Below are 17,989 nucleotides of genomic sequence, written 5' to 3'. Positions count from 1 at the left end.
TTGCGCAAGTTGGGGCAGGTACTAAGCGACCGCGGGTCGAAATATGCGGTGTCGGGCTGCCCCGCGCGCAACCGTGCCGAGGTCGAAGCCGCGCTGAAAGACCTCAAGCGCGAGAAATCCTACGCCAAGGCCACGCATAACACATGGGCGGTGCTGCTATCAGACGGCGGCCCGCTGAAAGGGGACGATGGCGAATCCGGTGCCGGGATGGTGATCCTGCGCATGTTGGAGCGGGAAGGGCTGGAAGATCACCTCATCGTCGTCACCCGTTGGTACGGCGGCAAACATCTGGGCGGAGATCGTTTTCGCCATGTCCAAACCTGCGTGCGGACCTATCTCGACGCGGCGGCGGCCTAAAGGCTCAGCGCAATCGCGGCAAAGAAACAGGCCGTGGCGATCAACACAAAGATATGCCAAATGGCGTTTTGATAGCGCATGCCGGGGTGGGCGTAGATCAATGTGCCCGCCGAATAGGTCAGCCCGCCCGCAGCTACTAGCGCCAAGGCGGCACCGGGCAAATTGTGCCACATCGGGTAGATCAACAGGACCGAGAGCCAGCCCATTCCGAGGTAGAGCGCCAGTGACCCCCGCGCATCGGTCCGCCAGAACCAGAGCTTCGCCACTGCGCCGATCACCGCGAGCGCCCAGACCACGCCCAAAATGCCGTAGGCAAACCCCGAGCCGATCACCATGACCAGCGGCGTGTAAGTGCCCGCGATCTTGAAGTAGATCGCAGCGTGGTCAACGCGGCCCAGAAAAGCGCGGCTGCGGTCAAAGGGCAGCAGGTGGTAGACGGCGGAGGCGGTGAAGGAGGCAAGGATACACGCCGCATAGATCACGGTGGCGGTCAGCGTGCCCTCCTGACCTGCGGCATGCATCATCAGAAAGATGCTGGCCGGGATAGCGAATCCGAGGCTGAGCAGATGCACTGTGCCATCAGCCAAGGTCTCAGAGGTGGAGGTCGGATAAGCCATGCCGAAAAGGTAGCAGCGTCGTTCTGCCATGCCATAGATGACGCCGCGTCAATCGGGTGGCCCGACGGATCAGCGCGGTTTGTTGCCGTCGATCCAGCGCGACATCAGGGTTTTGTCGCGAAAACACTCCTGCGGCACATCGCGGCGCTTCAGGCGCGCGATCCGTTCCGCAAAGGCGACCTGTTTGGCTGACGGGTAGGCGGCGAAGGGCCCCTCTACCGCTTGTGGTTTATGCGCGTCGATCCATTCTGACACCGCCGTGCGATCACCCTCGATCCCTTCGGGCAACGTGCTGCCCGTTCTCTTGGCAAGGGTCCGGGCGTATTGCATCTGTTTTTCGGTCGCGGGCATGCGGCGGTCGGCCTGTTTGGGCTGCGCACTGTCGCTGCCGCGCGGCGGGCGCCCCTGTTGGTCAGGGTCGAAGATGCCGGGAAACTGAGGTTGAAAAGACATGTGGTCATTCCTCTGCTACTGCGTTCTACATATAGAACAGAAAGGGAACATGTTCAAGTCTCTCCGTATTCTTGCCCTTCCTTAATGGTATATCTAGTAGCGGGGTGGTTTGGTTCCACAATATCGGCGAAATGTAAGCCTATTGGAGTGTCGCTGCGGCCTCGGCGATAAGCTCTGCCGCTCTGCGCATTCGGGCAGGCAAGGGCCGTCCGCGACGCGAAGCGAGCCAAAGATCATGCCAGCGCTGTTTGGGCAGAGGCAGCAGCCGAAGCTGGTCCTTCGCGGCAAAAGTCTCGACCCCGCTGCGTGGCAAAAGCGTGTAGCCCACCCCCCGCGCCACCGCCGCCGGAATCTGGCCGATTTGGTTCACATAGCCCCGCAGGCGGATCCGGTCTGCCCCCGGATAGCTGCCCGGAAAATTTAACTGCAACAGATCGTCGGCATAGGCGAAGCCATCGGGATGGGCGATGAAGCCGCGCGCTTCAAGATCGGCGAAACTTTCTATCTGTTCCAATGCATTAACCGGCAGAACAAGGCAAAGTTCCTCGCGCCCCAGATGCTGAGCTTCCAGTCTGGCATGGGCGGGATCATCGGCCAGCACGCCCAGATCGAACCGCCCATCCAGCAACCCGGCGCGGATCGTGGCTTGGGGGGCGGCTTCGAGATGCAGGGTGAGGTCCGGCGCTTGGGCCATCCACTCCAGCAGCAGGGGCTGGAGCAGCATGGCGAAACTGCCGGAGCAGGCGATATGCACAACGCCGCGGTCGGGCAGGTCGATGGCGATCCGTTCGCGCAGTCGCTGCTCTTCGCGGCGGCGGGCAAGGCCAGTCTCGAAGAGCGCTTCGCCCGCCGGGGTCAGGGTGAAACTTTTCCCGTCGCGCGCGATCAGCGGCTGACCCAGTTGATCCTCAAGCTTGCGCAGATGTTGTGACACGCCGGGCTGAGTCATGTTGAGCCGCTCTGCCGTGCGGGTGAAATGGCCCGTTTCGCAAAGGGTTGTGAAGGTCTCAAGCCACGTGGCGTTTAGCATGGGATATGTTTCGTTATGATTTCGATGAGTTTTGATAATTTCACATGTGGGGCGTGCCTGTCTATCTTAAGCTCAACGCAAACAGGAGATACCCCATGACCACCCCCCGTACCTTTTCCCACATCGGCCTATCCGTGCCGGACCTCGACGCTGCGGTGAAATTCTATTCCGAAGTGTTGGGCTTTTACGTCGTGATGCAGCCCACCGAAGCGGTAGAAGAAGACACCGCCATCGGCGTCATGTGCACCGATGTCTTCGGCCCCGGCTGGGGATCGCTGCGCATTGCCCATCTTGCCACGGCGGATGGCATCGGCATCGAAATCTTTGAATTCCCCGGCAATTACGCACCCGAAGAAAAGCTAGAGCACAAGCGCCACGGCACGTTCCATTTTGCCATCCAAGACCCGGATGTCGAAGGCTTGTTAGAGCGGATCGTCGCGGCGGGCGGCAAGCAGCGGATGCCGGTGCGGGAGTATTTTCCGGGCGAAAAACCCTACCGCATGGTCTATGTCGAAGACCCCTTTGGCATCGTGTTCGAGCTTTACAGCCACAGCTATGAGCTGACCTATTCGGCAGGCGCCTACGCCTGATCGGCCACCGGGGGGGCGTCAGGTGATCTGACGTCCCCAAAGGTCGTATTCGCCGGCTTCTTCGACTTCGACAGCGACGATATCGCCGATTTTGAGGTTCTGGAAATCCTCGTCGATGAAGAGGTTGCCGTCGATCTCAGGCGCGTCGGCCTTGGTGCGGCAGGTGGCGGCGTCTTCGTCGATCTCGTCGACGATCACGTCGATGCGCTTGCCGACCTTCGCGGCGAGCTTGGCTTCGGAAATGGCCTGCGCCTTTGCCATGAAGCGATCCCAGCGGTCTTGTTTGACCTCTGGCGCGACATGATCTGGCAGGGTGTTCGACCGCGCGCCTTCGACGTTTTCATATTGAAAGCAACCAACCCGGTCGAGTTGCGCCTCGTCCAGCCAATCGAGCAAGGTTTGGAACTCTGCCTCAGTCTCACCCGGATAGCCGACGATGAATGTCGAGCGCAGGGTGATGTCGGGGCAGGTATCGCGCCATGCGGCGATCTCATCCAGCGTCTTGGAGGCCGCCGCGGGCCGGGCCATGCGCTTCAGCACATCCGGGTGGGCGTGCTGGAAGGGAATATCGAGGTAGGGCAGCACCAGCCCTTCGGCCATGAGCGGGATCAGTTTGCGCACATGGGGGTAGGGGTAGACGTAATGCAGCCGCACCCAAGCGCCCAAGCTGCCGAGGTCGCGCGCCAGATCGGTGATATGTGCACGGTGCCCACGATCTTCGGCGTGTTTGATGTCGACCCCGTAGGCGGAGGTGTCTTGGCTGATGACCAGAAGCTCCTTCACGCCATTGTCGACCAGCCGCTCGGCTTCGCGCATCACTGCATGGGCGGGGCGGCTTTGCAGGCGGCCGCGCATGTCGGGGATGATGCAGAACTTGCACTTGTGGTTACAACCTTCGGAAATCTTGAGATAGCTGTAGTGGCGCGGGGTCAGCGAGACCTGTTGCGCGGGCAGCAAATCGATGAATGGATCCGGGCTGGGCGGCACTGCGCCATGCACCGCGTCGAGCACCTGTTCATATTGATGCGGGCCAGTCACGGCGAGGATCTTGGGGTGGTGTTCGCGGATGTAGTCGGGCTCCGCCCCCAGACAGCCAGTGACGATGACCTTGCCGTTTTCCTTGAGCGCTTCGCCGATGGCGTCGAGGCTTTCGGCCTTGGCGCTGTCCAAAAAACCGCAAGTGTTGACGATCACCGCATCGGCTCCGGCATAGTCAGGCGACACGCCATAGCCCTCGGCGCGCAGCCGCGTCAGGATGCGTTCAGAATCCACCAGCGCCTTGGGGCAGCCAAGGCTGACCATGCCGATTGTCGGCTGGCCGGGGCGGGCGGGATTGCTGATCTTCGCTTGTGGGGCGAGGTCGGGGCGCAGATTGGGTGGGTTTGTGCTCATGCATTGCGCTATAAGGCATGCAAGTGAGCGGGGAAAGAGCCGCCGGGCAGGAGGAGAGAGCCATGAGATGGATTATACGCGGCATCGGCGCGCTGTTGCTGATCGGTGTGATTGTGCTGGGGGGGCTGTTTTTGCTGCCCGGAGAGCGGATTGCCCGGATCGCCAGTGACCAACTCAGCCGGATGACCGGGCGCGAGGTGTCGATCACCGGCGATGTGGGCGTGACGCTCTGGCCGGTGCTGGGGGTGACGGCAGGCGGGCTTGAGGTCGGCAATGCCGATTGGACCGATAAGGGTGCGATGCTGACGGCGGCAAATGCGGCGTTTGGGTTGGATGCGGGCGCGCTGCTGCGCGGTGAGATACGCATCACCAATATCGCGGCGCAAAGCCCGGTGATCCGGTTAGAGCAACGCCGCGACGGGCGGGCGAGTTGGCAGTTCACCGACAGCAGCAGCGGTGCGCGGATTGAGACGCAGAGTGAACCGACCGCCAGCCGTCGACCGCTGAGCATTCAGAAGCTGACAGTGACCGATGCCACGCTCATCTATGACGCCGAAGGGGCAGATGTGCTGCGCTACGAAGGTGTCGATTTGGCGCTTGATTGGCCCGAGCGGGGCGGGGCTGCGGATATCACCGCCAGCTTGGCCCCGGCGGGGGAGGCAGTTGAGCTTGCCGCGCGGATCGAAGGCTTTGCGGATTTTCTGGAGGGGGGCGTGCAGCCCTTGCGCGCCGATGTCACGACGCGGGGCGGCGAAATCTCTTTTGACGGGCGCGGATCGCTTAACGGTGCGCTGGCGGGGGACCTGCGGGTTGATAGCCCCGATACGGCACGGTTTCTGGCGTCTTTCGGTGCGGGCGGTGTCACCCTGCCACGGGGGTTGGGCCAGTCGGTCGATCTGCGCAGTGGGCTGACATTGACGGCGGATCGGCGTTTGGCGCTGCGCAATATCGCGGTGGATTTGGGCGGCAACAGCCTGACCGGGCAAGCCGATCTGGCGTTGAACGGCACGCCGAGGATCACCGCGAACCTGCGTGCCGGGGCGCTGGACCTCTCTGCCCTGTCGGATGAAGCCACAGAGACGGGCAGCAGCGGCAGCCCGACAGCGGCAGGTCTTGAGGGATGGTCTCGGCAGGAAATCAACGCGGATTGGCTTGCGGCTTTTGACGGGGACATCGCGCTGAGCGCCGAGAGCATTGATCTGGGGCAACTCGCGCTTGGGGCCACACGCGCCGTGCTGCGCAACGACCGCGCGCGGATGGTGGTCGATCTACAGGATATGAGCGCCTATGGCGGCAAGGTTGCCGGTGAATTCGTGATGAACAACCGCAGCGGTCTGTCGGTGGGGGGCAAGCTGACGGCGCAGGGCGTGCAGATGCGCGATCTGTTGGAGGATACCGCCGGGGTGACGCGCTTTACCGGGGACGGAACTGCGGAAGTGTCGTTCCTCGGCTCCGGGCAATCGGTGGATGCGATCATGCGCTCGCTCAGTGGGGCGGGGGTGCTGACCATGGGGCGCGGCACGATTGCGGGGATCGATTTGGATGCGCTGTTGGGGTCGGTCGATGCCAAGGGCGGCAGTACGGTATTTGATTCCGTGGAGGCGACGTTCGATATCGCTCAGGGTATCCTGCGCAATGACGATCTGCTGATGCTGCTGCCGAACTTCAACGCGACCGGGGCAGGGCAGGTCAATCTGGGCGCACGGACGCTCGACTATACCGTCACGCCAAAGGCGCTGCGCGTCAATGCGTCGCGCGGCGGGCTGGCGGTGCCGGTGCGGATCAGGGGGCCTTGGGCCGACCCTGAGATCAAGGCCGATCTGCGCGCTGCGATTGATCTGAACTTTGCCAAGGAAAAGCAGCGGGCCGAGGATGTGGTGCGCGAGAAAATCCAAGAAGAGTTGAACATCGCGCCGGATGACAGCCGCTCAACCGAGGATATCGTGAAGGATGAGCTGGAGAATGCCTTGAAACGCGAGTTGTTCAAACTCTTCGACTAGCGCGAAGCCTTGCCCGCCCGCCCTTTGTGCGAAACTCATGGTGGCGCAGGCGGGCGGGCTGCGGTAAGGCTGGCGCAACATTCTAGGAGAGGCGCAATGGCCAACGATCTTTTCAACAGCTTCATGACCGGCCCCGACGAACAGGGCCGTTTCGGCGATTTCGGCGGGCGCTTTGTCTCAGAAACGCTGATGCCGCTCATTCTCGAACTGGAAGAACAGTATGAGAAGGCCAAGACCGACGACAGTTTCTGGGCCGAGATGCATGATCTGTGGACCCACTACGTTGGTCGCCCCAGCCCGCTCTATCACGCCGAACGGCTGACCGAGCATCTGGGCGGCGCCAAGGTCTATATGAAGCGCGACGAGCTGAACCACACCGGCGCGCATAAGATTAACAACGTGCTGGGCCAGATTATTCTGGCGCGGCGCATGGGCAAGAAACGCATTATCGCGGAAACCGGGGCGGGCCAGCACGGCGTGGCGACCGCGACGGTCTGTGCCAAGTTCGGGCTGAAATGCGTGGTCTATATGGGCGCGCATGATGTTGAGCGTCAGGCGCCCAACGTTTTCCGCATGCGCCTGCTGGGGGCCGAGGTCGTGCCAGTGACTTCGGGTCGTGGCACGCTGAAAGACGCGATGAACGACGCGCTGCGCGATTGGGTAACCAATGTGCGCGACACCTTCTATTGCATCGGCACCGTGGCCGGGCCGCACCCCTATCCGGCGATGGTTCGTGATTTCCAAAGCATCATCGGCAAGGAAGTCCGCGAGCAGATGGACGCCGCAGAGGGCCGTTTGCCCGACACGGTGATCGCCGCCATCGGGGGCGGATCTAACGCCATGGGCCTCTTCTACCCCTTCCTTGACGACAAGTCGGTGAACATCATCGGCGTTGAGGCGGGCGGCAAAGGCGTGAACGAGAAGATGGAACATTGCGCCTCCCTCACCGGGGGCCGCCCCGGCGTGCTGCATGGCAACCGCACCTATCTGTTGCAAGACGACGATGGGCAGATTCTCGAAGGCTTCTCAATCTCAGCGGGGCTCGACTATCCGGGCATCGGGCCAGAGCATTCGTGGCTGCACGACATTGGCCGCGCCAAATACGTCTCGATCACCGACCGGGAGGCGCTGGAGGCGTTCCAGCTGTGCTGTTCGCTCGAAGGCATCATCCCGGCGCTGGAGCCCAGCCACGCGCTGGCGCATGTGATGAAGATCGCGCCGGAACTGCCGAAAGACCACCTGCTGGTGATGAACATGTGTGGCCGTGGCGACAAAGACATCTTCACCGTCGCCCGTGCCTTGGACTTCGACATGGGTGAATTCGCCTAAATCCGCTTCCGAATCTGAGTGGAATTTGACGGGCCTGCGTGAAAACGCGGGCCCGTTTTTTGTGGGCCGAAGCCAATCGCCCAATTTTCGCATAAACTTTGCGCAGGGGGCGAAGTTCTTTGCCGAAAAAGAGCGAAAAAACTTTCACATTGAGGAAAGACCCGCTAGCCTTCGCCTACAGCCCGCGCGCCTGCTCGCGAAACTTGGTTTCGCCCATGCAGGCTTGACGCTAAGGCATCTGTTCCTCGTTTTTCGCTCTGTCACGGCTTCGTAAACCAAAGTTTATGGTGCTCTTACAGGGGTTTAGATCGGATGATTTAAACCCGAGGCAGATAGCCAATCCCCCCTCGAATGCCCTTTTCCCTGTCATCCCAACGACGCCGCGTCACTGATGATCGGCTCGCAACCCACCCCGGGACTGAAAAGGAACACGATATGAAAAACGCATTCGCAACCGCCGCACTGATCCTTGCCACAGCAGGCACAGCCGCCTTCGCACAGGGCATGGAAGGCCAGCAGGTCGGTTATACCGCAGATAACGCAGACGCCGCCTATTCCACACGTAACGTCACATCCGACGCGCTGAACCTTGACGATCTGCGCGCCGAGACACCTGCCGAAGCGACCGCAACCGTATTCGTCACAACCCAAGACGCACAAAAAGACGGCCGCTTCGTCCGCTAATCGCGAACGACGGCTCCTCCCCCCAACTTTCCTCCCCGAAAGGCTAAGACTATGAAAAAGACACTCGCAACAACCGCCCTGATCCTCGCCACAGCAAGCACCGCTGCTTTCGCTCAAGGCATGGAAGGCCAGCGCATCGGCTACAATGACAAGACCGACAATGGCGTTTCCTACTCCAGCCGCAGCGAAGCTGTGGATGAGGCCAAACTGGAAAACTTCAAAGACGGTATCCTGCGCGCCGAAGACCTGTCCGACGTGACCATCACCGTCTTCCCGACCGCGCAGAGCGACGCTTCGGTCAACCGTTTCCCGCGCTGATCACGGCGCGACCCCAACTTCCCCCCGAAAGGACACGACATGAAAAAGACACTCACAACAGCCGCCCTGATCCTTGCAACAGCAGGTTCCGCCGCTTTCGCCCAAGGCATGGAAGGCCAGAAAATCGGCTATAACGACAAAGCGGATGCAGGCGTTTCCTACTCCAGCCGCAACGACGCGGTCGACAATGTGAAACTGGACATCTTCAACAGCGGCACCTTCCGCGCCGAAGACACATCCGACGTCACCGTCACCGTTTTCCCCGCCGCGCAAGACGCCGCGAAAGTGAACAGCTTCCCGCGCTAAATCCGGGCTGATGCCTGTTAAGGCATTGCGCTAAAACGATCTTCCGGCCAGCGAAGCCTCCCTTGAACTGGCCTCAAGACAATGCACTCGCCCTTCGGGGCGGGTGCCAAATCACTAAGGGTTGATCACGGCGCATGGCCGCCATCCCTTGCACTTCGGTGTGCCGCGGTTAAATACGGCGGATACCAAGGCAAGGCTTCACCATGAATAATAAGAAAAAGATCGCACTGTGGGTTATCGCCGCTCTACAGTTTAACGCCACTGTCTATTTCGTGCTCGTTTTTGCACTTGAGGGTCGGGGCGTAACGCTTTTTGGCACCCCTCTGGCTGACATCGGGCCGAACAAAGGGATCCAGGTTTTGGGTCTGATCCTTGGGGTCGTTCTGGGCTGGATGGCCCTGCGAATGAGCCTCCAGCGCGCCGAACGGGCAGAGACGGCGCTGCGTCATTGTACGGTGGAATTCGCTGATGTGCTCGAAGAACACTTTCGCGAATGGCACCTCACCCCGGCAGAGCGGGACGTGGCTATTTTCCTGACTAAGGGCTTGAATACACGAGATATTTCTGAGATGCGCGGCACTTCCGAAGGCACCGTGAAAGCGCAGACTAACGCGATTTACCGCAAAGCGGGCGTGACCGGACGGACCCAGCTTCTGAGTACCTTTATCGAAGACCTGATGGACGATGCGCTGATGCCGCGTCCGAAGTCGAAACTGCAGCTTTGCCACGCGGCCTAAGGGCGGCGTGGCGCCTTAGCGCGTCAGTTCCAGAATATCGAAATCGCTCTCAATGGCCGGTGACGGAAACAACAGTCGCGCCCGTGTGGGGCCGACCCGCTGAAAGACCGCCACGTCGCTTTTCACCTTGCCGCCAGAGGTGAAATCTTCGGGCAGGTCGGCATAATCGGGGGGTGTTTCGCCCCGGACATAGCCCACCCCAGCATAGATCGCACGGCCCGCGCGCAGGGTGATCTCCCCCCGCGTCAGTTGCGATCCGGTAAGCTTTTCAAAGGTGAAACCGCGATCGCTGGCGGTGAAACGGCATTTGAACGGGGAATAGGCCACCAGCGGGCTGATCCCGCCAAGCTTGATCGTACGGCAGGACCAGTCCCCCTGCAAATCGGCGGAGAAGGCGACCTGCGGTTGCCCGGAGAGTGCGCGTGTCAGGGCGGCCACGTCTCCCGCTTCGCCCCCCGCCAAGCCCTGCATCACGGCATCGCCAAAGGCAGCGTCGAAATTGTCCAGCCGGGCTCTATCGGCGGAGCGGAGCGTGGTTTCCGCCCATGCTGAGACAGGCAACAGCAGCAAAAGGGGCAGGAGGTGCAGGCGCATAATTATCCCTCGTTTTCGTCGATGGCATGGTTGCGCAGCACGTCCAGCGGCACAATATCGAGCGCGCGCAGATGCGTGGCGGCCAAGTGCACCCGCGGCGCGCAGCCCTCATCCGCGGCTTGCAAGAAACGCGCGGCACAAAGGCACCAAGGATCGCCCGGCTTGAGCCCGGCAAAGCCGAATTCGGGGCGCGGGGTGCTGAGGTCATTGCCGACATATTTCGAATAAGCCAGAAACTCGGCCGTCATCACCGCGCAGACCGTATGGCTGCCCTGATCCTGCGCGCAGGTGTTGCAATGCCCGTCGCGAAAGAACCCCGTCACCGGGTCGGTCCCGCAGATCACGAGGGGCTGGTTTAGGACGTTGATGCTGCTGTCGGGTGTCATAACTTGCCTTTCTGCCTCAGGTCCCGCCTGAGACCGATGCCGCGATCTGGCGGAAAATCTCGATGTTTTGGTCCGAAACCCCGGCTTCGCGGAATTTACGGTCGGCGGCATTGGTGGCGATGACCACATCACGCGCCGTGTCTACATAGATGTACTGCCCATAGATGCCGCGCGCCATATATTCCCCTTCTGCCGCGCCCACGGGGATCCACCATTGGTAGCCATATCCGATCTGGTCCGCCGCAGTCGGGGCGGTGGGGCTGGTCGATTCCGTTACCCAATCTTCTGGCACGACCTGCTTGCCGTTCCATTCACCGCCCTGGGCATACATTTGGCCGAAGCGGGCGTAGTCGCGGGTGGTCATGTTCAGGCCCCCCAACACGAAGGCGGTGCCTGAACCATCAACGATGTAATAGGGCGCGTGTTCCAAACCCAAGGGCGCGATGACCTTTTCGCTCAGCAACCCTGGCACGCTGCGCCCGGTGGCCCCGCGCACCACCATGCCGATCACATGGGTGTCGATCGAGACATACTGCCACTGGCTGCCCGGCTGGGCGAAAGTCTCGGTCAGTTCGGCAGTAAAGTCATCCAGCCTGCCGCCCAGGGCGACGACCCGGCCCATGCGGTTGATGTCGGAATCGTAGTCGAGATAGTCCTCGTCGAAGGTGACGCCGCTGGCCATATGCAGCACGTTGCGTAAGCTTGCCCCGTCATAGGCGCTGCCTTTGAGATTGGGCGCGTATTTTGTGACCGGATCGTCAAGGGATGCGATCTGCCCCTCCTCCAGCAGGATGCCCACCAGAGCCGAGAGATAGCTTTTCGCCACCGACCAGCTGATCCGGCGGTCTTCGGGGCCGGTGCCTTTAAAATAGTTCTCATAGACGATGGCACCGTCTTTCAGCACCACCAGCGCGGTCACGTCGCGCGCCGCGATCCAGTCGTCGACGGCATCGGGCAGTTCGGTCTCAGGGCCGTAGGCAAACTCGCTGGTCAGCCCGTCCCCGCGCGAAATCGGGGCAGAAAGAAACGCGCCGTCCATATGGCTGAAGTTGTGTACGATCTTCTCTTCGGAGAAGAGAGAGTTCACCGCCAGAAGCCGCTCAATCTCTTCGCGCTTCCAAAGTCCGATGACCACTGCCGCCACCAAAAGCGCGAGCAGGACCCGGCCAAGCCATTTTCCGAATGTACGCATGATGTCCCCCCTGTTCAGTTTCAGTGAACCACGGCGCGGGGGCAGGGGCCAGCCCGACATTGCGTCAGGCTGGGCGTCAGGCTGGGCCGCTCAGCGAAAGCGGTCCATCAGCTTTTGCAGCGGTGATTGGGCCTCTGCTTCCGGCTCGGGCTTGCTGGGGGCAGGCTTTGGCTGGGCTTCGGCGGGTTTCTTTGGGCCCTTGCTGCCGGTGCCCGACCGGGGCGGGGCCACGCGCAGCGCCACGGCATTCATAAAGCGCCCGGTGTCGCCCCGCGCCAGATCGGCGGCCCCGTCCGAGACGCCGCGCAGCACATCGTCCAGCCAGCCTTCGTCCGCCTTGGGGAAGTCGCGCAGCACATAGCCCGCGACCGCGTCCTTGTGGCCGGGGTGGCCTATGCCCATGCGCACGCGGTCATATTCCGCCCCGATATGCGCGTGGATCGAGCGCAGGCCGTTGTGGCCCGCATGGCCACCGCCAGTCTTGCATTTCACGCGGCCCGGGGCGAGGTCGAGTTCATCATGAAAGACGATCACATCCACGGGGTCGATCTTGTAAAACTTCATCGCCGCCTGCACCGATTGGCCGGAGTTGTTCATGAAGGTTTCAGGCTTAAGCAGCACCGCCCGGTCAGAGCCAAAGCGCCCCTCGCTGACGCTGCCCTGAAACTTGCCCTTCCACGGGGCAAAGCCGTGGTCATCCGCGATGCGGTCCAGCGCCATGAAGCCGATGTTATGGCGGTTGCGGGCGTATTTCGCACCCGGATTGCCGAGGCCGACGATCAGTTTCATGGGGTGTCTCCTGTGGTTTTGCGGCAGTTTAACAAGCGGGGCAGGGGGATGGAATGGGCTGCTGTGTGTCGGGATTTTTTGAAAATTCCGTGGTGATTTCTTTTGAAGAAATCACCCCCTAAACGCAAAACGGGGCCGCGTGATGCGACCCCGTTCCAGCATTGCCTTGCGGCTGATGCTTATTCTTCACCGTCGGGCGGACCCATTTCGGTTGTCGGTACTTCGTCCGCTGCAGTCTCGTCTTCGTCGTCATCCGACGCGGCAAGGCCAGCAGGAGCCGAAATCGTGGCCACAACGAAGTCGCGGTCGATTGTGGGCTTGGCACCTTCGGGCAGGTCGACACGGCTGATGGTCGCGCTGTCGCCGATCTCAAGGCCGGTGATGTCCACGGTCACGTACTCAGGGATGTCCGCAGCAGTCACAACCAGTTCAACTTCCGGACGCACCAGAGTGAGCACGCCACCCTTTTTCAGGCCGGGGCATTCTTCTTCGCCTTTGACTTCGACGTTGATGAACAGGTTGATCTTGGTGGTCCGCTTGAGGCGCATCAGGTCGATGTGCGTGGGCAGGTCTTTGACAACATGGCGCTGCACGTCGCGGCAGATCACACGAACGTCATCGTGGCCTTCAACCTTGAGGTTGAACAGGGTCGCTTTGAAGCGGCCTGCGCGCAGCTTGGTCAGCAGCTTGTTGAACGGGATATTGATCGGCAGCGGCTCTTTGTCGCCACCAAATACGATACCAGGAACCATGCCGTCACGACGTGCTTGGCGAGCGGCGCCCTTGCCTGTCCCCGCGCGTACCTGGGCTTCAAGATCAGGAATCTCTCCGGCCATTTTAGTCTCCAAATTTGTTAGGGCGGGAATCCTCCAAGGCTGTATTCCCGCGTGAAGCCGCGCGTATAGACCGGTTTTGCCCGGCTGGAAAGGGCAAAAGGGCAGCGAAGGCGCTATTCCTGCGGGGTCTGCAGGTAGCCATTCGCGGCCATCAGCCGGTCATAGAGGGCGAACTCCTTGGCTCGTGCAGCGCGCAGTTGGGATTCGACGGCCCCTGACAGTGGCGCGGGCAGATCAGGCGAAACGTTCTTGGGCTTCAGCTTGACCTCGCGCCCCAGCCTGTCGGCCAGAAAATCGCGAAAGGTCGGTTGGCGTTCATAGGCAAAGAGGTGTTGCACCAAAAGGTCATCTTGGCCCGAGGTCAGAAAGGAAAACTGGCTGCCGATTTGCGCGCGCGGCGGCGGCGCGTCAGAGATCACTTCCAACGCGAATGCCTCGAAGGTGAGCCCCTTGGTGCTGAGCTTCTTGCCATCCAGCCGGGGCTGGCTGCGGTAGCGGTACCAGCTTCGGATCTGCTCTATGGGATCGCGCATCACGGCCAAGGGTTCGGGCGAGGCTGAAAAGGTCTCTTGCAAAAAGGGCAGCACGCGGCGCCGATAGCGCAGCGCGGTCAGATGCTTGCGACTGCGCGAAAAGACGATCTCGGCTTCGGGTTTCAGCGCCATTTCTACGGCGGTGGTCCCGGTCTTCGGCGTGGCGAGAAAGGTGAGGTTGCGGTTGAGAAAGATCAGCATTTGGCCGGATCGCGCGGCCATTCCTGCCAGTCGCCGCCGAAATTACGCGGGATCAGCAGATTGTGCCGCCCGAGGTTGGCGATTTGGGTTTCCCCGCAAAGGGCCATGGTCAGGTCTAGCTCGCGGTGGATCAGCTCCAACGCGCGGGTCACGCCTTGCTGGCCCATCGCGCCCAAGCCATAGATGAATGCGCGCCCGATGTAGGTGCCTTTGGCGCCCATCGCCATGGCTTTTAGCACGTCCTGACCCGACCGGATGCCGCCATCAAGGTGGACTTCGATCTGGTCGCCCACGGCGTCGAGGATTTCGGGCAGCATGCGGATCGAACTCAGCGCCCCATCCAACTGTCGCCCGCCGTGGTTGGAGACGATGATCGCATCGGCCCCAACCTTGAGCGCCATCCGCGCGTCCTCGGCATCCAAGATGCCCTTGAGGATCACCTTGCCGCCCCATTGCTCTTTGATCTTGGCGATCTTGTCCCAATCAAGCGAGGGGTCGAACTGTTCTGCCGTCCATGCGCCAAGGTCGGCATTGTCGGTCACGCCATGCACATGGCCGACGATATTGCCGAAATGCCGCCGCTTGGCGCCCAGCATCTCACGCCCCCAGCCCCATTTGGTGGCAAGGTTGGCAAGGGTTTTCACCGTCAGTTTGGGCGGAGCGGAGAGGCCGTTTTTCAGGTCTTTATGCCGCTGTCCAAGGATTTGCAGATCAAGCGTGATGACCAAGGCCGAGCATTTCGCATCCTTAGCCCGCTGGATCAGGCGGCTGACATAGTCCTGATCGCGCATTGTATAGAGTTGAAACCAAAAGGGTTTCGTCGTCGCCTCGGCCACATCTTCGATTGAGTTAATCGACATGGTCGACAGGGTGAAGGGCACGCCAAAAGCCTCTGCCGCGCGGGCGGCTTTGATCTCCCCGTCTGCGCATTGCATGCCGGTCAGCCCAACCGGAGCAAGTGCCACCGGCATGGCCACATCTTCGCCGATCATCTGGGTTGCGGTGCTGCGGCCTGACATATCCACCGCGACCCGTTGGCGCAGACGAATTTGGTCAAAGTCGCTGCAATTTTCGCGAAATGTCTGTTCTGTCCAGCTGCCCGATTCCGCATAGTCGTAAAACATCTGCGGGACCCGGCGTTTGTAGATGCGTTTGAGATCGTCGATGCTGGTGATGATGGGCATGGGCCACCTGTGCTGAATGGGTTAACTTTTGGTAGCAACTGGCGCGGGGCTTGGCAATTGGGAAGGCCGCAGCAATGAAAAAGCCCGCGCGGCCAATGAGGCAGCGCGGGCTTTGGGTCATTGCTTGAGGCGAGGGATTTACGCCGAATGCGCCCCGTCGGCGAGGGTTTTGACGAAGGCTAAAATATCCTCGGGGCTGTCGCCATTGGCGATACGGTTCACGATGGCCGAACCGATCACCACGCCGTCTGCCACTTCGGCGATGGCGCGGGCTTTTTCAGGGGTGTTCACGCCAAAGCCCACGATCACGGGCAGGCCGCTGGCCTTTTGAATGCGCGCCACCTCGGGCGAAACATCCGTGGCATTCGCCTCGGCCGAGCCGGTGATGCCGGTGATTGAGACGTAGTAGACAAAGCCGGAGGTGTTTTGCACCACGCGCGGCAGGCGTTTGTCATCCGTGGTCGGCGTGGCAAGGCGGATGAAGTTCAGACCGGCATCCTGCGCGGGCAAGCACAGTTCGATGTCTTCTTCAGGCGGCAGATCAACAACGATCAACCCGTCGATCCCAGCGTCTTTGGCTTCGGTTAGGAATTTCTCAACACCCATGGAATAGATCGGGTTGTAATAGCCCATCAGCACGATCGGGGTCGTGTCGTCATTCTCGCGGAAGGCGCGGACCATTTCCAGCGTGCGGTTCAGCGTCATCCCCGCTTCGAGGGCGCGTTGACCGGCAAGCTGGATCGTGGGGCCGTCGGCCATTGGATCGGTGAAAGGCAGGCCAAGTTCGATGATATCCACCCCGGCGGCAGGCAGGCCGCGCACGATCTCAAGGGAGCGGTCGAAATCAGGGTCGCCGGCCATCACATAGGACACAAACGCCTTTTTGCCGCGGGCGCGGAGGTCTTCGAATTTGGCGTCGATACGGGTCATGTGGCTTGCCTCATTTGGTGCTTTCCTCGGCAATGCCGAATGTCGCGGCGAAAATCAATCCACCGCAGGGCAGGGGGCGGCAAAATTCCCCTATCAGGGGCGCACGGCAGGCCGCGCCCTTCCATTTTGCGCAAAGCCGCCTATCTCATGGCGCATGAACTATGTACTCGCCCTTTTCCTGCCGCCGCTGTCGATCCTGTTAATCGGCCGGCCGATCCTGTCTATCGTGGTGTTCCTGATCTGGCTGCCCGCGATCATCTTTTCAGGCGGGCTGACGCATCCGATGTTCATCCTGCTGGCGTGGATCTTGATCTATCAGGCGCATCAGGACCGCCGCGCGCGCTGAGCCTTGCGCTTTGCGCCCGCTACCCCTAACACACGCGCAGCTTTTATAGGGGTATCGTCATGGGTTTCAAAATGGGCATCGTCGGTCTGCCGAACGTCGGCAAATCGACCCTTTTCAACGCGCTGACCCGCACCGCAGCGGCACAGGCGGCGAATTTTCCGTTCTGCACGATTGAGCCCAACGTCGGCGAAGTGGCCGTGCCCGACGCGCGGCTCGACACGCTGGCCGAGATCGCCAAGTCAAAAAGCATCATCCCAACACGCATGACCTTTGTCGATATTGCTGGTCTGGTGAAGGGCGCGTCGAAAGGCGAAGGCTTGGGCAACCAGTTCCTCGCCAACATCCGCGAAGTCGACGCCATTGCCCATGTGTTGCGCTGCTTTGAAGACGGCGATGTCACCCACGTCGAAGGCCGCGTGGACCCGGTGGCAGATGCCGAAACCATCGACACCGAACTGATGCTGGCCGACATTGAAAGCATCGAGAAACGCTTGCAAAACATCGTGCGCAAAGTGCGCGGCGGGGACAAGGAAGCGGTGCAGCAGGAACGTCTGATGCGCATGGCGCTTGAGGCATTGGAAGCTGGCAACCCCGCGCGTGTGGTCGAGGTCGACGAAGATGACGCCAAAGCCTGGCGTATGCTGCAATTGCTGACCACAAAGCCGGTGCTCTACGTCTGTAACGTGGGCGAATCCGAGGCCGCCGAGGGCAACGCCCATTCCGCCAAAGTGGCCGAGATGGCTGCTGCGCAGGGCAATTCGCATGTGGTGATCTCTGCCCAGATTGAAGAAGAAATCAGCCAGCTTGAGGCCGAAGAGGCTGAGATGTTCCTCGAAGAAATGGGCCTGAAAGAAGCTGGCCTCGACCGTCTGATCCGCGCGGGCTATGAGCTTTTGCATCTTGAGACCTATTTCACCGTCGGACCCAAGGAAGCGCGCGCTTGGACAATCAAAACCGGCACCTCGGCGCCCAAAGCGGCGGGCGTTATTCATGGCGATTTCGAGAAAGGTTTCATTCGCGCCGAAACCATCGCCTATGATGATTTCGTGAGCCTCGGCGGGGAAGGCCCCGCGAAAGAGGCGGGCAAGATGCGTGCCGAAGGCAAAAGCTATATCGTCAAAGACGGGGACGTGCTGCACTTCCTGTTTAACACCTGATCGATTTTGCAGGGGTCTTTGACCCCGC

22 protein-coding genes are annotated in these 17,989 nt (G+C 61.0%); 10 read left to right on the top strand and 12 right to left on the bottom strand.

Annotated features, from left to right (window positions below; all coding sequences use genetic code 11):
* Entirely contained in the window at positions 1-357 is a 357-nt protein-coding gene (locus J3456_RS05500) for a YigZ family protein (RefSeq protein WP_349579260.1), read from the top strand.
* Here the strand turns inward: J3456_RS05500 and trhA are convergent.
* The 3 genes from trhA to J3456_RS05485 all read right to left on the bottom strand — a co-directional run bounded on the left by trhA (position 354) and on the right by J3456_RS05485 (position 2,457).
* Positions 354-974, bottom strand: a complete 621-nt coding sequence (gene trhA / locus J3456_RS05495; protein WP_349579438.1) for a PAQR family membrane homeostasis protein TrhA — start codon at positions 972-974, stop codon at positions 354-356. The two genes, J3456_RS05500 and trhA, sit on opposite strands and share 4 nt — an antisense overlap.
* Before the next feature lie 69 nt (positions 975-1,043).
* On the bottom strand, positions 1,044-1,427 hold the full coding sequence (locus J3456_RS05490) for a hypothetical protein (protein ID WP_349579259.1): 384 nt from the start codon (positions 1,425-1,427) through the stop codon (positions 1,044-1,046).
* A gap of 139 nt (positions 1,428-1,566) precedes the next feature.
* A complete protein-coding gene (locus J3456_RS05485) occupies positions 1,567-2,457 on the bottom strand; it encodes a LysR family transcriptional regulator (RefSeq protein ID WP_349579258.1) in 891 nt (296 codons plus the stop codon).
* Between the two features lie 95 nt (positions 2,458-2,552).
* Here J3456_RS05485 and J3456_RS05480 point away from each other — a divergent pair, with 95 nt between their 5' ends.
* Complete coding sequence (locus J3456_RS05480; RefSeq protein ID WP_067625967.1) at positions 2,553-3,047, top strand: lactoylglutathione lyase family protein; 495 nt, start codon at positions 2,553-2,555, stop codon at positions 3,045-3,047.
* An 18-nt stretch (positions 3,048-3,065) separates the two neighbouring features.
* Here J3456_RS05480 and rimO read toward each other — a convergent pair whose 3' ends face one another.
* Complete coding sequence (gene rimO / locus J3456_RS05475; protein ID WP_349579257.1) at positions 3,066-4,439, bottom strand: 30S ribosomal protein S12 methylthiotransferase RimO; 1,374 nt, start codon at positions 4,437-4,439, stop codon at positions 3,066-3,068.
* Between the two features lie 62 nt (positions 4,440-4,501).
* On the opposite strand from rimO, the gene J3456_RS05470 reads away from it, so the two are divergent.
* From J3456_RS05470 to J3456_RS05445, 6 genes are all read left to right on the top strand, one after another.
* Positions 4,502-6,439, top strand: a complete 1,938-nt coding sequence (locus tag J3456_RS05470; protein ID WP_349579256.1) for an AsmA family protein — start codon at positions 4,502-4,504, stop codon at positions 6,437-6,439.
* Between the two features lie 96 nt (positions 6,440-6,535).
* Complete coding sequence (gene trpB / locus J3456_RS05465) at positions 6,536-7,768, top strand: tryptophan synthase subunit beta (RefSeq protein ID WP_259948132.1); 1,233 nt, start codon at positions 6,536-6,538, stop codon at positions 7,766-7,768.
* Positions 7,769-8,203: 435 nt separating this feature from the next.
* Complete coding sequence (locus J3456_RS05460) at positions 8,204-8,452, top strand: tryptophan synthase subunit beta (protein WP_259948133.1); 249 nt, start codon at positions 8,204-8,206, stop codon at positions 8,450-8,452.
* A 51-nt stretch (positions 8,453-8,503) separates the two neighbouring features.
* On the top strand, positions 8,504-8,770 hold the full coding sequence (locus J3456_RS05455; protein ID WP_259948136.1) for a tryptophan synthase subunit beta: 267 nt from the start codon (positions 8,504-8,506) through the stop codon (positions 8,768-8,770).
* A gap of 39 nt (positions 8,771-8,809) precedes the next feature.
* Positions 8,810-9,076, top strand: coding sequence for a tryptophan synthase subunit beta (locus J3456_RS05450; RefSeq protein ID WP_349579255.1), 267 nt, complete (start codon positions 8,810-8,812; stop codon positions 9,074-9,076).
* Between the two features lie 203 nt (positions 9,077-9,279).
* Positions 9,280-9,813 (top strand): helix-turn-helix transcriptional regulator, encoded by a 534-nt coding sequence (locus J3456_RS05445; RefSeq protein WP_349579254.1) that lies wholly within the window; start codon positions 9,280-9,282, stop codon positions 9,811-9,813.
* Between the two features lie 15 nt (positions 9,814-9,828).
* On the opposite strand, the gene J3456_RS05440 is transcribed toward J3456_RS05445, so the two are convergent.
* The 8 genes from J3456_RS05440 to trpA form a co-directional block, all read right to left on the bottom strand.
* Positions 9,829-10,407 (bottom strand): DUF4893 domain-containing protein, encoded by a 579-nt coding sequence (locus J3456_RS05440; RefSeq protein WP_349579253.1) that lies wholly within the window; start codon positions 10,405-10,407, stop codon positions 9,829-9,831.
* A gap of 2 nt (positions 10,408-10,409) precedes the next feature.
* Positions 10,410-10,793 (bottom strand): DUF2237 family protein, encoded by a 384-nt coding sequence (locus J3456_RS05435; RefSeq protein WP_349579252.1) that lies wholly within the window; start codon positions 10,791-10,793, stop codon positions 10,410-10,412.
* A 16-nt stretch (positions 10,794-10,809) separates the two neighbouring features.
* A complete protein-coding gene (locus J3456_RS05430; RefSeq protein ID WP_349579251.1) occupies positions 10,810-11,985 on the bottom strand; it encodes a serine hydrolase domain-containing protein in 1,176 nt (391 codons plus the stop codon).
* A 90-nt stretch (positions 11,986-12,075) separates the two neighbouring features.
* Positions 12,076-12,774: an aminoacyl-tRNA hydrolase gene (gene pth / locus J3456_RS05425; RefSeq protein WP_349579250.1), complete on the bottom strand. Its 699-nt coding sequence runs from the start codon at positions 12,772-12,774 to the stop codon at positions 12,076-12,078.
* A 179-nt stretch (positions 12,775-12,953) separates the two neighbouring features.
* Positions 12,954-13,610, bottom strand: a complete 657-nt coding sequence (locus J3456_RS05420) for a 50S ribosomal protein L25/general stress protein Ctc (protein ID WP_349579249.1) — start codon at positions 13,608-13,610, stop codon at positions 12,954-12,956.
* A gap of 113 nt (positions 13,611-13,723) precedes the next feature.
* On the bottom strand, positions 13,724-14,365 hold the full coding sequence (locus J3456_RS05415) for a hypothetical protein (RefSeq protein ID WP_349579248.1): 642 nt from the start codon (positions 14,363-14,365) through the stop codon (positions 13,724-13,726).
* The gene (locus J3456_RS05410; protein WP_349579247.1) at positions 14,338-15,528 is read right to left on the bottom strand and encodes an alpha-hydroxy acid oxidase; all 1,191 of its coding nucleotides are present in this window, start codon (positions 15,526-15,528) and stop codon (positions 14,338-14,340) included. Before J3456_RS05410 ends, J3456_RS05415 begins: the two co-directional genes overlap by 28 nt.
* A 138-nt stretch (positions 15,529-15,666) precedes the next feature.
* Entirely contained in the window at positions 15,667-16,458 is a 792-nt protein-coding gene (gene trpA, locus J3456_RS05405) for a tryptophan synthase subunit alpha (protein ID WP_349579246.1), read from the bottom strand.
* 154 nt (positions 16,459-16,612) lie between these two features.
* Here trpA and J3456_RS05400 point away from each other — a divergent pair, with 154 nt between their 5' ends.
* Complete coding sequence (locus tag J3456_RS05400) at positions 16,613-16,804, top strand: hypothetical protein (protein WP_067261693.1); 192 nt, start codon at positions 16,613-16,615, stop codon at positions 16,802-16,804.
* Positions 16,805-16,863: 59 nt separating this feature from the next.
* Positions 16,864-17,961 (top strand): redox-regulated ATPase YchF, encoded by a 1,098-nt coding sequence (gene ychF, locus J3456_RS05395; protein WP_349579245.1) that lies wholly within the window; start codon positions 16,864-16,866, stop codon positions 17,959-17,961.
* Positions 17,962-17,989 lie beyond the last annotated feature (28 nt).

It is taken from the genome of Sulfitobacter sp. NFXS29 (assembly GCF_040148765.1).
Taxonomy (GTDB): domain Bacteria; phylum Pseudomonadota; class Alphaproteobacteria; order Rhodobacterales; family Rhodobacteraceae; genus Sulfitobacter.
This window is presented reverse-complemented; position numbering and strand designations above follow the sequence as displayed.

Excerpts from the sequence above, each read along its gene's own strand:
- trhA (WP_349579438.1), bottom strand. The coding sequence starts at position 974 with ATGGCTTATCCGACCTCCACCTCTGAGACCTTGGCTGATGGCACAGTG.
- J3456_RS05490 (WP_349579259.1), bottom strand. The coding sequence starts at position 1,427 with ATGTCTTTTCAACCTCAGTTTCCCGGCATCTTCGACCCTGACCAACAG.
- J3456_RS05485 (WP_349579258.1), bottom strand. The coding sequence starts at position 2,457 with ATGCTAAACGCCACGTGGCTTGAGACCTTCACAACCCTTTGCGAAACG.
- J3456_RS05480 (WP_067625967.1), top strand. The coding sequence starts at position 2,553 with ATGACCACCCCCCGTACCTTTTCCCACATCGGCCTATCCGTGCCGGAC.
- rimO (WP_349579257.1), bottom strand. The coding sequence starts at position 4,439 with ATGAGCACAAACCCACCCAATCTGCGCCCCGACCTCGCCCCACAAGCG.
- J3456_RS05470 (WP_349579256.1), top strand. The coding sequence starts at position 4,502 with ATGAGATGGATTATACGCGGCATCGGCGCGCTGTTGCTGATCGGTGTG.
- trpB (WP_259948132.1), top strand. The coding sequence starts at position 6,536 with ATGGCCAACGATCTTTTCAACAGCTTCATGACCGGCCCCGACGAACAG.
- J3456_RS05460 (WP_259948133.1), top strand. The coding sequence starts at position 8,204 with ATGAAAAACGCATTCGCAACCGCCGCACTGATCCTTGCCACAGCAGGC.
- J3456_RS05455 (WP_259948136.1), top strand. The coding sequence starts at position 8,504 with ATGAAAAAGACACTCGCAACAACCGCCCTGATCCTCGCCACAGCAAGC.
- J3456_RS05450 (WP_349579255.1), top strand. The coding sequence starts at position 8,810 with ATGAAAAAGACACTCACAACAGCCGCCCTGATCCTTGCAACAGCAGGT.
- J3456_RS05445 (WP_349579254.1), top strand. The coding sequence starts at position 9,280 with ATGAATAATAAGAAAAAGATCGCACTGTGGGTTATCGCCGCTCTACAG.
- J3456_RS05440 (WP_349579253.1), bottom strand. The coding sequence starts at position 10,407 with ATGCGCCTGCACCTCCTGCCCCTTTTGCTGCTGTTGCCTGTCTCAGCA.
- J3456_RS05435 (WP_349579252.1), bottom strand. The coding sequence starts at position 10,793 with ATGACACCCGACAGCAGCATCAACGTCCTAAACCAGCCCCTCGTGATC.
- J3456_RS05430 (WP_349579251.1), bottom strand. The coding sequence starts at position 11,985 with ATGCGTACATTCGGAAAATGGCTTGGCCGGGTCCTGCTCGCGCTTTTG.
- pth (WP_349579250.1), bottom strand. The coding sequence starts at position 12,774 with ATGAAACTGATCGTCGGCCTCGGCAATCCGGGTGCGAAATACGCCCGC.
- J3456_RS05420 (WP_349579249.1), bottom strand. The coding sequence starts at position 13,610 with ATGGCCGGAGAGATTCCTGATCTTGAAGCCCAGGTACGCGCGGGGACA.
- J3456_RS05415 (WP_349579248.1), bottom strand. The coding sequence starts at position 14,365 with ATGGCCGCGCGATCCGGCCAAATGCTGATCTTTCTCAACCGCAACCTC.
- J3456_RS05410 (WP_349579247.1), bottom strand. The coding sequence starts at position 15,528 with ATGCCCATCATCACCAGCATCGACGATCTCAAACGCATCTACAAACGC.
- trpA (WP_349579246.1), bottom strand. The coding sequence starts at position 16,458 with ATGACCCGTATCGACGCCAAATTCGAAGACCTCCGCGCCCGCGGCAAA.
- J3456_RS05400 (WP_067261693.1), top strand. The coding sequence starts at position 16,613 with ATGAACTATGTACTCGCCCTTTTCCTGCCGCCGCTGTCGATCCTGTTA.
- ychF (WP_349579245.1), top strand. The coding sequence starts at position 16,864 with ATGGGTTTCAAAATGGGCATCGTCGGTCTGCCGAACGTCGGCAAATCG.